This window comes from Actinomyces sp. SKVG-SVH-4(1) (genome assembly GCF_048514265.1).
GTDB lineage: Bacteria > Actinomycetota > Actinomycetes > Actinomycetales > Actinomycetaceae > Actinomyces > Actinomyces oris.
On the sequence record NZ_JBGEVE010000003.1, the window covers coordinates 115,371 to 130,860 of the forward strand.

The following is a 15,490-nucleotide window of genomic DNA, read 5'->3' on the forward strand; positions in this document are numbered from 1 at the left end:
CGAAGGTGTCGATACGATACGCCAATGCCGTGTGAAACCAGGGGAATGGCGGTGACCGTCAGCGCGGACGAAGCGAGCCGGACGCTGCCGGCGCTCATTGACCGCATCGGCGCCAGTCACCATGCCGTTGAGATCGTCTCGAGTAACGGCCGTGCGGTCCTCATGCCGGCCGGCGAGTACGCGAGCTGGCAGGAGACCGCCCACCTCTTCCGGTCACCCAAGAACGCCCGGCGTCTGCTCGACGCATACGAGCAGGCTCTCATGGAGTCTTACCCTCGAACCTGACCGCATTGCAGGGGCGCTAGAGGGCGTCGGTGTCCAAATCGGATACAAAGGAGCCCCGGCGTTGCCAACCCGGGAAACGAAACGTTGGAATCATGCGGTTTCTTCTCGCCGGTTCCGTCCCGTTTTGGGCCTTTGTGTCCGATGTGGACACTGTCGGACGTCTCGTTGGTGAGGGCGGAGGGCCTCTGAGGTCCTCCAGCAGCGCCGGGTCCACCTGGGCTCGATTCATACCGGCCCACCTCGCCAGAGGTGAGCGTCGGTCACGCACACCGTCTGCGTTGTCTACGCCACCGACTGCAGCGGCACGATGCTGTCGAGCTGCTCGCGCAGGGCCCGGCGCTCAAGCCTGAGCTCGTAGTGACTCTGCAGGTTCATCCAGAGCTCGGCAGAGGTGCCGAAGTACTTGGCCAGCCGTACAGCGGTGTCCGCAGTGATGCCGCGCTTGCCGTGCACGATCTCGTTGATGCGGCGCGGGGGCACGCCGATGGCCGTGGCGAGCTTGTTCTGGGTGATCCCGAACCCCTCGATGAAGTCCTCCATGAGGACCTCACCCGGGTGAATCGGGTCGATCCGGTCAGCGTCAGTGGTAGTCGACGAGCTCGACATCATCCGCACCTCCTTCATGCCAGGTGAAGCAGAGTCGCCACTGGGCGTTGACCCGAATGCTGTACTGGCCACGTCGATCGCCAGTCAGCCGCTCGAGCCGGTTGCCCGGTGGGATGCGCAGGTCTTCGACATCGGCTGCTGCGTGCAGAAGCTCCAGCTTGCGTAGCACGGCGCGCTGGAGCGACCTGTCGAGGGCACGAACGTACTCCTCGCGCCACACTCGCTGGGTCGCCTTGTCCGCGAAGGACCTGATCACAACGACAGGGTATAACGGAGGCCGTTAATAACGCTAGTAGTTAAGAGGGGATAGCAGGGTGGCGATGTTGATCCGGGCGTGTGAGTGCGTCTGGCGGGCCTTGATGCCATCGGATTGTCTGCGGTGGCGGCCGATGGCTCATCCGTGGGCTCACAGGTTGATCCTCTTGGTGTTGCGCAGGTGGTTCGGTGTCCATATCGGATACAAAGGAGGCCCGGCGTTGCCAACCCGGGAAACAGAACGTTGGAATCGTGCGGTTTCTTCTCGCCGGTTCTATCCCGTTCTAGGCCTTTGTGTCCGATTTGGACATCGCCGGGCGTTCTGCGCCTGAGGAAGGTCGGGCCACGCTGCTGAGGCGGTCAGCGTCACCGCCCAGAACAGCACTGAGGGGTGGGACGCGTCGGCGTCCCACCCCTCAGTCAGTGCTCAGAGCCGGCTGGCCGGCTCATCGCGTGTTCAGTTCTTCGAGCGACGAGCCCGCAGCAGCAGGTACCCGCCAACAACCGCGACACCCGCAACGCCCAGGACCAGCAGCGCGTTGGTCCCCGTACGAGACAGCCTGCTGCCGGCCTTCGCCGCCTGCGTCGGCGCGGCGCTCGGCGCGCTGGCGCCACCGGTCGGCTGGGCCATGGCTCCGTCAGACGGCCGATCAATCTCATCGGGCTCCATGCCCGGCTTCGACGGTGCCGCCGCGCTCCGGCTCGGTGCCGGGCTCGCGCTCGACGATGCCTTCCCCGACGGCGCCGCGGTCGCCTTCGGGTTCGCCACCGACGGCGCTTGACTCGTCGCACCCGGCTTGGGGGCCGAGCTCGGCTGCGCTCCCGGCCTCTCCGACGGCGCGGCGCTCGGCTGCGCACCCGGCACCTGCGTGGGCTCAGCAGAAGGCGCCACCGTCGGGGCCTGCGTCGGCTCAGCGGCCGGAGCAGAGGACGTCTCCGGTGCGGGCGCAGCGGTCGGCCCAGCGCTCGGCTCAGGAGCGGAGCTCGGTGCCGGGGCAGGCGTGGGCTCAGTGTTCGGGGCGGTCGTGGGCTCCGGAGCCGGGGCGCTGCTCGGCTCGGGCGCAGCACTCGGCTCAGGCGCGGAGGACGGTGCCGGGGCCTGCGTGGGCTCGGCGCTCGGCGCGGCCGACGGGGCCGGCTTCTCCGTCGGTGCCGCCGAGGGCGCTGCCGTCGGCGACGGTGCCGGACTCGGCTCCGCCGGCTTCTGGCCGCACTGCTCGCCGAGCCAGTTCATCGTGAAGTTGCGGTACCAGATGCCGCCGTAGTCGGCGCCGTCATGGGCGTCCTCGCTGAGCAGGCCGATGCTGCCGTCGGACTGCACCGCGATCGTCGTGTACCCGACGAAGGGCTCGTGGAAGACCTTGCTGGTCGTCCAGGAGGCGCCGTCGTCGCAGGACATCGAGATGGTTCCGCGGTCGCGCGACCACGGCTTCGGGTTCGGCGAGTGGCTCAGCAGCAGCACCTTGGCGCGCGGGTCATCCGGCGCGGCGTTGGGGAAGGCCCGGATGATCTGGGCGTTGTCCACCGAGTCGGGCAGGTTCTGGTCGGACACCGGCTCGCTCCAGGTCTGCCCGCCGTCGGTGGAGTGGGCCACCTTGCGGAAGCCGGAGCCGTCCGAGGCGCGCGAGTTGAGCATGAGGGAGCCGTCGGAGAGCTCAACGACCTTGTTCTCATCCATGCCGGTCCCGATCGGCGTGCCGGCCTGCCAGGTCTTCCCGTGGTCGTCGGAGTAGACCGAGACGGCCTGCACCGCGCCGCCGGCGGCCCTGATCGTGTACTGCTGCACCAGGCGCCCGGCGTGAGGGCCGTGCTGAATCTGGATGCCCTGGCCCGAGGCCGCGAAGCGCGCGGTCCACGGGTTGTCCTTCGTGATGTCTGCGGTGATCGTGCGGTGCGTCCAGGTCCAGCCGTTGTCCGTGGAGGTCGACACCTCCGCCTGGATAATGCCCCGGTTCTCCGGGTCGGTGCCGGCCTGCGAGCCGCCCCAGCCCTGGTCGTAGGACTTGACGTGGAAGTTGAAGATCGTGCCCGTCTGGTGGTCGACGACGTAGCTCGGGTCGGAGTAGCCGACCTTCTTGCCGGTCTCCGTGCCCTGGTGGATGTAGGTGGGCGCCGACCAGGTCTTGCCGCCGTCGGTGGAGCGGCGCTGGACGATGTGGTTCGGGTTAGGGGCGTCGCTGCCGCCGTTGCCGTTGTCCTTCGGGCGCTCGTCGTAGGAGATGAGCAGGTCCCCGTTGGGGGCGGTGGTGATCGCCGGGATGCGGTAGTTGTCGGTGGCCGTGTTGGGGGCGAGGTGCTGGGCCTGGCTCATCGAGGCCGGCAGCTCCGAGCTCGCGTCGGGCGCCGGTGCGGGCGTGGCCTGCGGGTGGTCGCCGACGACGTTGATCGGGTTGCCGGTGGCGGTGAGCGTCTGGAGGGCGGCGCCGTCGGTGCCGGTGGCCGTCAGGGTGATCGACGGCGTCCAGCGGCCGGCGTCGACGTCGGCCTGCGTGATCGTGTGGGTGAGCGGCTTGCAGTTGTAGACGGCGCCCTTGCCCGGCTTGAGGCCGTCCCAGTGGCACTGGCGGCCCAGGTCGTCGAAGGAGGACTCGGTGGCGGCGACGTTGATCGTCTTGTCCGACACCGAGCGCACGCGCACCGTGTAGGTGACGGTGTCGCCCAGCTTGTAGTTCTCCTGGCTCGACGACGGCGTGATCGACTCGACCCGCAGCGAGTTGGCCTTGACCGGGCTCGTCGCGCCCTTGATCGTCTCCGGGGTGCTCAGGGCCTTCCCGGCGTACTCCACGGCCTTGACCTCGTAGGCGATCTGCGGGGTGAAGCCGCCGGCCTTGAGGTCCTCGGCGGTCACCGTGTGCGTGGCCAGGCCGGTGCAGTCGGTCTTGGTCGTCCCGGCCGGGACGTTGCGCCACCGGCACTTGGAGACGTTCCCGGACAGGTTCGTCGAGGCCGGGGCGTAGGAGTGGGCCTCACCGCTGGTGTTGGTGAGGGTGATGTTGAAGGTCATGACATCGCCGACGGAGTAGAGGCCATCCGCGGGCGCGTTCACCTGCGTGATGGTGACGTCGGCCAGGCCGTCAGACGTGGGGACGGCGTGCGCCGGGGGTGCGGCGGCGATCAGGCCGGTGGCGGCCAGTGGCAGGGAGCCCAGGAGGGCCGGCAGGCGCCTCCGGGAAAAAGGACTGTGCGATGTCATAGGTGTTCCGTTCTAGGGTGCCGAGGCGGCCTTGCCTTCAACAGGAGACGTAGACGGTAGATGTCAGACGTCTCACGATAAGGTAACGGAACATCTCGATTCTGCAAAGTCGGGCGAGTCGCCAAAGGCCGACCACTCGGACCCTGATGGCGCGGCCTCTCGGTCCCTGCCGCCGCGGCGCGCGCCACACACTTCGACAAAAACTTCAGAAACGACCCGGAGCCGCGTCGTTTCTGAAGTTTTTGTCGGTTTGTCGATGTCTATGCGCCGGCCAGGAAGTCGCGCAGGATCGCGTCCATCTGCTCGGCCTCGATGAGGAAGCCGTCGTGCCCGTGCAGGGAGGTGATGGTCTCGCGCCTCGCGCCCGGGATGCCGCCGGCCAGCTCCTCGGCCTGGGCGGGCAGGAAGAGCCGGTCGGAGTCCACGTCCACCACGAGGGTGCGCGCCTGCACCCGCGCCAGCGCCGCCTCGATGCCGCCGCGCCCCGTGCCGACGTCGTGCACCATCATTGAGTGGGTGACGATGAGGTAGGTGTTGGCGTCGAAGCGCGCCAGCAGCTTGCCGGCGTGGTAGTCCAGGTAGGACTCGACCTGGTAGCGCCCGCCGACCGCCGGGTCCTCCTCGCCCTGGTGGCGCCGCCCAAAGCGCTCGTCGAGCTCGGCGGCGCTGCGGTAGGTCGTGTGCGCCAGCGCCCGCGCCAGCCCCAGCCCCCGCACCGGCCCCACTGAGTGGGAGTAGTAGTCGCCGTCGAAGAAGAAAGGGTCGGCCACGATCGCCAGCTCCTGCAGGTGGCACCAGGCCAGCTGGTCGGCGGTCGTCGAGGCGCCGGTGGCCACCAGCGCCAGGTTGCGCACCCGCTGCGGGTGGGTCACCCCCCACTCGATGGCCCGGTGCCCGCCCAGTGAGGCCCCGATGACCAGGTGGAAGACCTCGATCCCCAGGGCGTCGGCCAGGCGCGCCTCGGCCTCGACGGCGTCGCGCGTGGTCAGCCACGGGAAGCGCGACCCCCAGGGGCGCCCGTCCGGCGCGGTCGACGACGGCCCCGTCGAGCCCTGGCAGCCGCCCAGGATGTTGGCCGCCACCACGAAGTAGCGCTCGGTGTCGATGGCCCGCCCTGGCCCCACCAGGTCCGACCACCAGCCCGGCGTCGGGTGCCCGGGCCCCGCCTCACCGGTGACGTGGGAGTCGCCGGTGAGCGCGTGCAGCACGAGCACCGCGTTGTCGCGCTGCGGGCTCAGCTCCCCCCAGGTCTCGAAGGCCAGGACCGTGTTGGGCAGGACCTCCCCGGACTCCAGGGGCAGGTCCCCGATCTCCAGGAACCGACGGCGCCCCGGCTCGTCACCGGGCCGCCAGGCGCCCGTGGGGGAGCCGGCCTTGCGGTCCACCAGCTTGGAGGAGGCCGTCCCCACGCCGTAGGCGGCCGGCTCGGTCTCGGTACTGCCGCTGGAGACGGGGTAGGAGGAGGACGTCGTCGCACTCATGACAGACCGCCTCAGGCCCCGGCCGCCGCGCTCGGCTCGCCCGCCCCGACGGCCCGGGCCGCCGCCAGGCCGCGCTCGAGGTCGGCCAGGATGTCGTCGATGTGCTCGATCCCCACGCTCAGGCGCACGGTCCCCGCGCTGATCCCGGCCGCGGCCAGGCCGGCGTCATCGAGCTGGGAGTGCGTCGTGGTGGCCGGGTGGATCGCCAGCGAGCGCACGTCCCCGATGTTGGCCAGGTTGGAGAACAGGCTCAGGGCGTCGATGAAGGCCGCCCCCGCCTCGCGCCCGCCGGCCAGGTCGAAGGTGAGGATCGAGCCCGCCCCGCGCGGGCAGTACTTGCGGTGCCGCTCGTAGTAGGGGCTGGAGGCCAGCCCCGAGTAGCGCACCGAGGCGACGTCGTCGCGCCCCTCCAGCCAGGTGGCCACCGCCAGGGCGTTATCCACGTGCCGCTCCATGCGCAGCGAGAGCGTCTCAATGCCCTGGGCTATGAGGAAGGCCGAGTGCGGCGCCAGCGCGAAGCCGAGGTCGCGCTGCCCCTCTGCGCGCGCCTTGAGGATGAAGGCCAGGTTCGCACCCAGCGGGCTGCCCACCCCCAGGTCCCGGGCGTAGACCAGGCCGTGGTAGGACTCGTCGGGCGTGTTGAAGCCCGGGAAACGCTCGGGCTGGGCCGCGAAGTCGAAGCTGCCGGAGTCCACGATCACGCCCGCCACGGAGGAGCCGTGCCCGCCCAGGAACTTCGTCGCCGAGGCCACCACGATGTCGGCGCCCCACTCGAAGGGGCGGGTCAGGAAGGGTGAGGCCACCGTGTTGTCCACGACCAGCGGGATGCCCAGCTCGTGCGCGGCCGCCGAGATCGCCTCGATGTCGAGGATGTCGCCGCGCGGGTTGGGGATCGACTCCCCGAAGAAGGCGACGGTGCGCTCATCGGCCAGCGCCGCCCAGGCGGCAGGGTCGCCCGGCTCGTCCACGAAGCGGGTCTCGATGCCCAGGCGCGGCAGGGTGTGGGTGAGCAGGTTCGTGGTCCCGCCGTACAGGGAGGGCGAGGCCACGATGTTGTCCCCGGCCCCGCCCAGCGTCACGAGGGCCAGGGTCGTGGCCGCCTGGCCCGACGACGTCAGCAGCGCCCCGACGCCGCCCTCCAGGGCCGCGATCCGCTGCTCGACGATGTCGTTGGTGGGGTTGTTCAGGCGCGTGTAGATCGGGCCGAGGTCACTCAGGGCGAAGCGGGCGGCCGCCTGCTCGGCCGACTCGAAGACGTAGGAGGAGGTCTGGTAGATCGGGATGGCCCGGGCGTGGGCGGGCTCGGCCAGGGGATCGTGCCCGGCCTGGACCTGCTTGGTCTCGAAGCGCCAGCCCGCCGGGCTGGTGGGGGAGGGGATCGGCTCCGCGCTCTGGGGGGCGACCTGGGCGGGGGTGGGGTGCTGGTCGGTCATGAGGGCTCCTTGGTGATTCCCGGTGACCGGCGGCGATGTCAGCGTCACGAACGGTGCCTGCCTCGCGCCGGCGGTTGCGGCGCGCTGGGGGGCGGCTGCCTGGGGTCCGCTGGGGCCGGCGTCGGAGCCGGCCCGGCAGCAGGAGGGGCGAGGAGTCGTGGCACTGAGTCGTCCGCCGTCACCGTTGCTGCAACTTCTGTGATGGTGCGGGTGATGGCGGGGACGCGCACGTGGGCCGACGGCGGCGTGCGCGTCAGCTGCGCATTCGCCCCGTGGTGGGGGTGTCCGGCCGAAGGGCCTCAGGACGACGGAACATGCTCCGACTTTAGCGGTTTCCTCCGCGGGTGGTCCAAACGGGCGTCCGCCATGCGGCTGCAGCGAGGGCTCGGTGCGGGTGTGGCGTCGGTGCGGCGCCTTCGTGGCACCCCCTTGACGCGGGGTGGTGCCGGCGCGGTCGACCGCCTTGCCTAAGCGACGATCCGGCCGTTTAAACCCGTGACGACCTGCACAAACGGTCATTTGTGCTGGATGTCATATCGATCACAGACATATGACGACGGCTGGGAGTCCCGCCAACGCAGGCACAACCCCCTAACTACAGGGGCGTAAGTTACGATTGTGAATAGTGTGAAATCTGTTTTCAGGTGGGACCAAAGCGACTAGTGTGGCTTTGTCGCATCCGGGCTGACGCCGCCTGCCGTCTTCGTCCCCTGATCCGCTCCGCGCCCCCTGATTCCGCGGAACGGATCCCGACGGCGGGCCGACGTCGGTCCCCGGGTGAGGCGTCATCCTCACGTTCAGCCCCATCACGACGGAGAACCCCTGTGAGCCCGATCCCCTCAAGACGGCACGGACACGGTGTCGTCGCCACCGCAGTCGTGGCCCTGGCATGCACCCTGGCGCCGTCGGTGCTCGCCGACCCCGTGGACCAGAGCGACATCGATCGCTCCAAGGCCTCCGAGCGCTCGACCTCCACCTCCATCGCCTCCCTGGAGGCCCGGCTCGCCCAGGAGAGCAGTAACCTGGAGGAGGCCCAGATCAAGGCTCAGTCCGCCAACGAGGACTACCTGGCCGCCGTCGACGAGCTCAACAAGGCCACCAAGGACGCCCAGACCGCCCAGGCCAACGCCGACTCCGCAGCCTCCAGCACTACGTCGGCCCGCTCCGACCTCGGCTCGATCGTCGTGCAGACCTACCAGGAGAGCGGCAACCCGCTCGACCCGCTCACCCCGTACCTGACCAGCGAGTCGCTGGCGGACCTGGCCGACGCCGACGTCGCCCTGACCCGAGCCGGGGAGAAGAACAACGCCAAGGTCCAGAACGTCGAGGCCCTCGAGGCGGTGGCCACGAGTATGCAGACCATCGCCGACCAGAAGGTCAAGGCCAAGGAGTCCGCTAAGGCCTCCGCCGAGACCGCCAAGACCGACGCCGAGGCCGCCGCCAACGAGGCCCAGAGCGCCGTCACCACCACCCGCACCAACCGCCAGAACCTCATCACTCAGCTGGCCGCGCAGCGCAACACCACCGTCGAGCTGGAGACGAAGTACCAGAACCAGGTCGAGGCCGAGCGCAAGGCCCGCGAGGAGGCCGCCGCCCAGGCCGCAGCCAAGGCGGCCTCGGAGAAGGCCGCCGCCGACCTCGCCCAGAAGCAGGCCGAGCAGGCCGCCGCCCAGCCTCAGGAGTCGGCCCCCGCTCCCCAGGAGCAGGCGAGCCGGCCCAGCCAGGGCCAGCAGTCCTCGGCCCAGGAACCCGCCACCACCTCCCAGCCGGAGCCCGAGGCGGCCGAAGAGGAGACCGCACCCGCACCCGCGCCGGCCCCGGCCCCGGCTCCGGAGCCTGCGCCCGCGCCGTCGCACTCCGGCAGTGCCGCCTCCACTGCCATCAACGCGGCCATGGGCTACCTCGGCACCCCCTACGTGTGGGCCGGGGAGTCGGCCGCGGGTCTGGACTGCTCCGGGCTGACGATGGTCTCCTATGCGGCCGCCGGCGTGGAGCTCACGCACTCCTCACGCGTGCAGTACGGGGAGGGCTCCCTGGTTCCGCTCGACGCCGCTCAGCCCGGGGACCTGGTCTTCTGGTCCTCCGACGGCAGCCAGTCCGGCATCTACCACGTGGCCATCTACCTGGGCGACGACATGATGATCGAGGCGCCGACCTTCGGCATGACCGTGCGTGTCACCTCCATGCGCTACTCCGGCATCATGCCCTACGCGGTGCGCCTCTAAAACGGGGGCGGGGTGGGCGGTACGCCGGCGTCATGCCCTACCCGGTGCGCCTCTCAACACTCTCAGCGGCAGTCCTCCCGCCGGAAGGTGACCCGCCAGGACACTGAACCGCCCCACCCCTGAGCAGGGGTGGGGCGGCATATGTGCTCGAAGGCGTGGCGGGTCTGGCGGGAGCAGCGCGAGGAACGAGCGGCGCGGATGGTAGCCGAGAGCGTATGTGCCGCCCCGCCCCGTCCCGCCCCGTGCGGTTGGTGCGCGTCAGTGGCCCTCGTGGGCGACGCGGTCGGCCTCGCGCTGGAAGGACTGACGGATCTCCTCCTCGGCCTCCTCGCGGCCCACCCAGTGGGCGCCCTCGACCGACTTGCCGGGCTCGAGGTCCTTGTAGACCTCGAAGAAGTGCTGAATCTCCAGGCGGTGGAACTCCGAGACGTCCTCGATGTCGGTACGCCAGGAGGCGCGCTGGTCGGCGCTGGGCACGCACAGGACCTTGTCGTCGCCGCCCTTCTCGTCGCGCATACGGAACATTCCCAGCGCGCGGCAGCGGATGACGCAGCCGGGGAAGGTCGGCTCCTCCAGCAGGACCAGCGCGTCCAGGGGGTCGCCGTCCTCACCGAGGGTCCCGTCGATGTAGCCGTAGTCGTCGGGGTAGCGCGTCGAGGTGAAGAGCATGCGGTCCAGGCGGATTCGACCGGTCTCGTGATCGATCTCGTACTTGTTGCGGTTGCCCTTGGGGATCTCAATCGTGACGTCGAACTCCACGGGGAGCCTCCTTCGCTCGTGTCTTCAGCTCGTTGGGCGCTGGAGCGGCGCCTGGTGGTCGGCGTCGATCCGGCGGGGCGGGTATTGATGGCACTAGTGTGGCGCACGACAGCGCCTGAGGTCGGTAAACGCGTACTCTGCACGTCGGTGCACGGGTGGCAGTAACCTCCTGGGCGCCCCACCCACTTGATATACAGGCCATCCCAGCCTGTCCACAACCCAGTCCGGAGGACGTATGCGCAAGGTCCAGACCGCTGCCCTGACGGCGGCGAGCCTGCTGGTGTTCAGCGGCTACTACAGCCTGGGCGATGCTCTCGACCTGCTGCCCGGCCCGGTGACGGTCGCCTACGCCGACGTCGCCCCCAGGCCCTTCCCGACGCCGGCCGCCCCCAGCGCCAAGACCGCCGCCCCCTCCGGCCTGGACCAGGGGGCTCCTACGCCCTCCAAGACTGCCCTGAACGGCTACATCCAGGGCGTGGTCTCCGACGCCGCCCTGACCGGGGGGAATGTGACGGCCTCCGTCGTCGATATCGCCACCGGCGAGGAGCTGCTGGACCGCTCGGCCGCCTCCGGGGTGACGCCGGCCTCCACCAACAAGGTGCTCACCGCCTGGGCCGCCCTGTCCTCCATGGGCCCGGGCCACACCCTCCAGACCAAGGCCGTCCTGGAGGGACAGACCCTCACCCTCGTGGGCGGCGGCGACGTGCTGCTGGCCGAGAACGAGGGCAACCCGAGCGCCACGGCCGGCCACGCGGGCCTGGGCGACCTCGCCCGCGCCACCGCCGAGAAGCTCAAGTCCCAGGGGACGACGTCGGTCTCCCTGCGCCTGGACGACACCCTGTTCACCGGCCCCCAGTGGAACGAGAAGTGGGAGGCCGGCAACGAGCAGTACGTGGCCAAGATCCAGCCGATCATGGTGGATGTCTCGGCCACCCAGAACCAGGGCTACCCGGAGGACCCGGCCATGGAGGCCGCCCAGGCCTTCGCCAAGCACCTGAGCGAGGCCGGCATCACGGTCGACGGCGAGCCGACGCGCGCCGCAGCCTCCGGCAGCGCCCGGGAGGTAGCCTCGGTCTCCTCCGCCCCGCTGTCCGACATCCTCGCCGTGTCGCTCAAGACCTCTGACAACACGATGACCGAGGTCGAGGGGCGGCTCGTGGCTGCGCACGCCAAGGAGACCACCGACTTCGCCGGGGCCTCCAAGGCCGTGCTCGCCCAGCTGAGCAAGGACGGCTTCGACACCTCCGGGGTGACGCTCCTGGACTCCTCCGGGCTGGCCAAGGGCAACAAGGTCCCGGCCAGGCTCCTGACCCAGATCATCACCAAGGCCGCCGGAGGCGAGGGTGGCTCGGCCGGACGCACCCTCATCGCCGACCTGCCCGTCGCCGCCCTGGACGGCACCCTGGGCAAGCGTCTGCACGACACCGCCGCGGCCGGGACGGTGCGCGCCAAGACCGGCTCGCTGGAGCAGACCGCCTCCCTGGCCGGGGTCGTCACCACCGCCGACGGGCGCCAGCTGGCCTTCGCGGTCATGACCAACGGCTTCCCCACCAACGGCGGCGGGGCACCCGCAGCCGCAGCCGCGATCGACAACCACTTCGTGGCGCCCCTGGCCTCGTGCGGATGCTCGTAAGGGGTGCGGCGGCGTGTTCGGCGCAGCGGCGACAGGCAGGGGCTCGCTCAGCCCGGTGAACTCGGCGAGAAAGGTGTCACGGTGACGACCCAGGGCACAGCGGCGGGACTCGTCGACTGGCGGACGGTGGAGCGCCTGACCGCGCTCATCCCGGCGGGCCCCAGCGCCTCGCGCTCGGCGCGCGCCAGCTCGGTGGCGGTCCTGCGCCGCTCCGCCCAGGAGGCACCGGCCTGGGTCGCCAGGATCACCGGCCTGAACCGAGCGGCCCAGCAGGTCGCCGAGACCACGCGGGTGAGCGTCGTCGACCGGGCCGGGCTCGTGCGCGCCTCCACCCGGGCGCTGCGCGGCCTCATGGAGCAGGTGCCCGCCCCGCCGGCCTCGGAGGCGATCCAGCTCGTCGGGGCCGCCGAGGTCGCCGGGGCGATGAGCCTGCTGGCCACCCGGCTCCTGGGACAGGTGGTGCCCGCGGCCCCGAGCGGGACCCGCGGCCACGGGGGCGGTGCCTCCGGCCCCGCTCGCCCCGCCGGCGAGGGGGACGGCGAGGGCGACGACGTCGTGACGTCCGGGACCGCGCCGGCCCGTGACGTGACAACAGGTGGAGGCTGGGATGGGGCGGCGTCGCCGCACCTGCTGCTCGTGGCCCCCAACGTGCTGGCGGTACGCCGCCAGATGGACCTGGACATGCTCGACCTCCCCGCCTGGGTCTGCCTGCACGAGATGACCCACGCCGTCCAGCTGGCCGCCGCGCCCTGGCTTGGCCCTTACCTGTCGGACTCCATGCGCATGGTGATCGGCGCCGTCGTCGAGGCCGCATACGGCAGTGCCAACGGTGCCCGAAGCGCCGGCGGCGGGAGTCGGCAGGAGCGGGGGAGTCGGCCGCGGCGGGGCCGGGCGGTGCGTCTTGCGGCGCGCGCCGGCCGAGGGCGGGTGCTCGAGGGTCTGATGAACGTCACGGACCGCGCCGAGGTCGCCTCCCTGGCGGCCGCGCTCACCTTCCTGGAGGGGCACGCCGAGGTGGTCCTCGATGACGTGCACCCCAACCGGATGCCCTCGGTCCACCGGCTCCGGGCCGTGCTCTCGCGCAGCCGCGCGGCCGACGGTGGCATCGGCCCCGGGCCCGGATTGGGTTCGCTCCTACTGCACCGGCTCATGGGCCTGGAGGCCAAGGAGGCCCAGTACGCCGACGGCGCCGCCTTCGTGCGCAGCGTCGTGACCCGCATCGGGCACGAGGGGCTCAACGCCGTGTGGGCCGATCCCGAGCTGCTGCCCACGCCGGCTGAGCTCGCCCGACCCGACGTGTGGGTACGTCGCGTCAGCTGACGTGTCAGGCCGGGGCCCGTTGTGGCAGGCTTATGGCGTCGGCGCGGACCGGTGGCCTCCCCGGCCCCGGTGAGCCCGCGCAGCCATGACGACACATGAGGAAGGCAGGGCGTATGGACGCCACGGACATGGGATCGGACCTTCAGCAGGTTCTCATCACCGAGGAGCAGATCGGGCAGCGCCTCGATGAGATGGCCGCGCAGATCGACGCGGACTATGCGGGCCGTGACCCTCTGCTCGTCGGCGTGCTCAAGGGGGCCGTCTACGTCATGGCGGACCTGTCGCGCCGGCTGCACATGAGCGCCCCGATGGACTGGATGGCGGTGTCCTCCTACGGCTCGGGCACCAAGTCCTCCGGCGTGGTGCGCATCCTCAAGGACCTGGACACCGACGTCACCGACCGGCACATCCTCATCGTTGAGGACGTCATCGACTCCGGCCTGACCCTGTCCTGGCTGGTGGGCAACCTGTCCTCACGCGGTGCGGCCTCGGTGGAGATCGCCACGCTGCTGCGCAAGCCCGACGCCGCCAAGGTCGAGGTGGACGTCAAGTACGTCGGCTTCGATATTCCTACGGAGTTCGTCGTCGGCTACGGGCTGGACTACGCCGAGCGGTACCGCAACCTGCCGTTCATCGGTACGCTGCGCCCTGAGGTCTACGGGGGCTGACTGATCCAGGTCAACCTTGACGCAACCTGGGGGTTGGGCGGAAAAATAACGGGATGTGGCGCCTGACCGCCGTCGTCGGATGGTGCTCAAGGAGCCCCGGAACTGCGATCTTCCCCCTTTTCAAGGTGGTCGGAGTCGCGTACGTTACGTTAAGATAACAAGTGTAGGTCGCCGGTGGATGCTCTCTCCCGGCGGGTGACGTGGAAGGACTATTGGTAACAGTGAAGAAGACTGTGCGTCGACGCGCCCCGAGGCTGGTCGGCCTCGCCGGTGCGGTGGTGCTGTCGTCCTCGCTGAGCTTCCCCATGATGGCTCCGGTGGCGGCCGAGCCGACCTCCGGCGGCACGTTTAATACGGTCGCTGAGATGGCGCAGGTCAGCGGGGCTTCCGGCACCCTGACCACCCTCGGTGACGAGGCGCCCGGCGACGGCGGTGGCCTGACCTACGACGTGCAGAGCACGAGTCCCGAGGGGGCGCTGGGGGCTGTCTCGGTCCTGCTGGCCGATGGCCAGTGGGCCGTGCCGCAGGGTCTCCCGGCCTTCCCGAGTGCCGCCGCGGACGGTGCCGCTGCCAACGACGTCGTGGCCCGGACCCAGTCCTTCGTCAACGCCGGAGGCTCCCTGGTGTCGGACGCGTCGCGGTCCACGCCGCTGTCGGGTGCGAATGTGCGTGCCAGCGGCTCCGCCCCGTACGCGATCACCTCCTCGGCGCTGGTGGGCATGGTCCTCTCCGGCTGGGACTACTCGCACACCACGTATGCGGCGGACCAGAACACTCAGGTCGGCTACCGGGCCGATGTCGGCCAGGACCTCTCCGGGAGCTGGAAGCCGGACGACCTGGCCGGCTGGTTCCACTCCCAGGGGCGCCTGTGGTTGAACACGGACGGCTCGATCAGCCCCGGGGACATTGTCTTCTTCTCCAACCCCTTGCCCGGGGGGCAGGGCGAGTCCGGCTCGGCCCCCGCCCAGTCCACGGTGTTCGGGAACGTCTATGACGTCGGCATCTACGTCGGTAACAACCAGGTGGTGCGGGCCTCGACGGGGACCGCTCAGGCGCAGACCCTGGACGCGCAGACGATGGCCGAGGTGGCTCTGGTGGCGCGCCCGCAGTGGTCCGCCCCCGCTGGTGGCGCGCCCGCCCCGGCGGATCAGCAGCGCGCCGGCGCTGGTGGCGGCAGTGCGGGTGCCGGGGGTGGCGCTGCGACGCCGGCCCCGGAGGCCTCGGCGTCGGCCTCGTCCCAAGCGAAGCCTCAGCAGGGCCCGGCTGCGGGGGCCCCGTCCTCCAACGGCGGCTCCGTGCCGGACGGCGCGAGCGCCGGCTCGCAGTCCTCGAGCGGGGCTGGGAGCAGCGACCACAACGAGGTCGTGGTGGGTGCTGGCAGCAGCCAGGACGCGAAGGGGCGCACGAGCGCCGCTGAGCGGCCTTCTGCCCAGAGTGTCCGGGAGCGGTGGCTGCCGGTGACGGGCGTGGCGATCGGCGTGCTGTCCGTGGCCGCGATCCTGCTGTCTGCCGGCCTCGTCATCCTGCGCCTGCGCCGCGCCTGAAGCGAGGCGGCTTGGGCCGCCGCCTGGTCGCCTGACTGCCTGCCCGCTCGTGGGCGGGTGACGAGTGGGCGTGAGTGGGCGGATGCCG

At 70.6% G+C, this 15,490-nt stretch carries 12 protein-coding genes; 6 read left to right on the forward strand and 6 right to left on the reverse strand.

Annotation, left to right across the window (positions count from 1 at the left end; translation table 11 throughout):
• Nucleotides 1–45: 45 nt before the first annotated feature.
• Nucleotides 46–285 (forward strand): type II toxin-antitoxin system Phd/YefM family antitoxin, encoded by a 240-nt coding sequence (locus AB7V09_RS03905; RefSeq protein ID WP_419143059.1) that lies wholly within the window; start codon nt 46–48, stop codon nt 283–285.
• A gap of 282 nt (nt 286–567) precedes the next feature.
• Here the strand turns inward: AB7V09_RS03905 and AB7V09_RS03910 are convergent, their stop codons facing one another.
• The 5 genes from AB7V09_RS03910 to AB7V09_RS03930 all read right to left on the reverse strand — a co-directional run bounded on the left by AB7V09_RS03910 (nt 568) and on the right by AB7V09_RS03930 (nt 7,253).
• On the reverse strand, nt 568–891 hold the full coding sequence (locus AB7V09_RS03910) for a HigA family addiction module antitoxin (protein ID WP_060958119.1): 324 nt from the start codon (nt 889–891) through the stop codon (nt 568–570).
• The gene (locus AB7V09_RS03915; RefSeq protein ID WP_029316571.1) at nt 866–1,147 is read right to left on the reverse strand and encodes a type II toxin-antitoxin system RelE/ParE family toxin; all 282 of its coding nucleotides are present in this window, start codon (nt 1,145–1,147) and stop codon (nt 866–868) included. Before AB7V09_RS03915 ends, AB7V09_RS03910 begins: the two co-directional genes overlap by 26 nt.
• Before the next feature lie 456 nt (nt 1,148–1,603).
• The gene (locus AB7V09_RS03920) at nt 1,604–4,339 is read right to left on the reverse strand and encodes an exo-alpha-sialidase (protein WP_419142984.1); all 2,736 of its coding nucleotides are present in this window, start codon (nt 4,337–4,339) and stop codon (nt 1,604–1,606) included.
• A 260-nt stretch (nt 4,340–4,599) separates the two neighbouring features.
• Entirely contained in the window at nt 4,600–5,820 is a 1,221-nt protein-coding gene (metX, locus tag AB7V09_RS03925) for a homoserine O-acetyltransferase MetX (RefSeq protein ID WP_419142985.1), read from the reverse strand.
• A gap of 11 nt (nt 5,821–5,831) precedes the next feature.
• Nucleotides 5,832–7,253 (reverse strand): O-acetylhomoserine aminocarboxypropyltransferase/cysteine synthase family protein, encoded by a 1,422-nt coding sequence (locus AB7V09_RS03930; RefSeq protein WP_419142986.1) that lies wholly within the window; start codon nt 7,251–7,253, stop codon nt 5,832–5,834.
• Nucleotides 7,254–8,077: 824 nt separating this feature from the next.
• On the opposite strand from AB7V09_RS03930, the gene AB7V09_RS03935 reads away from it, so the two are divergent.
• Nucleotides 8,078–9,478 (forward strand): NlpC/P60 family protein, encoded by a 1,401-nt coding sequence (locus AB7V09_RS03935; RefSeq protein ID WP_419142987.1) that lies wholly within the window; start codon nt 8,078–8,080, stop codon nt 9,476–9,478.
• Nucleotides 9,479–9,736: 258 nt separating this feature from the next.
• Here AB7V09_RS03935 and AB7V09_RS03940 read toward each other — a convergent pair whose 3' ends face one another.
• A complete protein-coding gene (locus AB7V09_RS03940; protein WP_060956752.1) occupies nt 9,737–10,237 on the reverse strand; it encodes an inorganic diphosphatase in 501 nt (166 codons plus the stop codon).
• Between the two features lie 235 nt (nt 10,238–10,472).
• Here AB7V09_RS03940 and dacB point away from each other — a divergent pair, with 235 nt between their 5' ends.
• The 4 genes from dacB to AB7V09_RS03960 all read left to right on the forward strand — a co-directional run bounded on the left by dacB (nt 10,473) and on the right by AB7V09_RS03960 (nt 15,402).
• Nucleotides 10,473–11,870: a D-alanyl-D-alanine carboxypeptidase/D-alanyl-D-alanine-endopeptidase gene (gene dacB, locus AB7V09_RS03945; RefSeq protein ID WP_419142988.1), complete on the forward strand. Its 1,398-nt coding sequence runs from the start codon at nt 10,473–10,475 to the stop codon at nt 11,868–11,870.
• Between the two features lie 81 nt (nt 11,871–11,951).
• The gene (locus tag AB7V09_RS03950; RefSeq protein ID WP_419142989.1) at nt 11,952–13,190 is read left to right on the forward strand and encodes a zinc-dependent metalloprotease; all 1,239 of its coding nucleotides are present in this window, start codon (nt 11,952–11,954) and stop codon (nt 13,188–13,190) included.
• 113 nt (nt 13,191–13,303) lie between these two features.
• On the forward strand, nt 13,304–13,858 hold the full coding sequence (hpt, locus tag AB7V09_RS03955) for a hypoxanthine phosphoribosyltransferase (RefSeq protein ID WP_003789094.1): 555 nt from the start codon (nt 13,304–13,306) through the stop codon (nt 13,856–13,858).
• Between the two features lie 221 nt (nt 13,859–14,079).
• The gene (locus AB7V09_RS03960; RefSeq protein WP_419142990.1) at nt 14,080–15,402 is read left to right on the forward strand and encodes a hypothetical protein; all 1,323 of its coding nucleotides are present in this window, start codon (nt 14,080–14,082) and stop codon (nt 15,400–15,402) included.
• Nucleotides 15,403–15,490 lie beyond the last annotated feature (88 nt).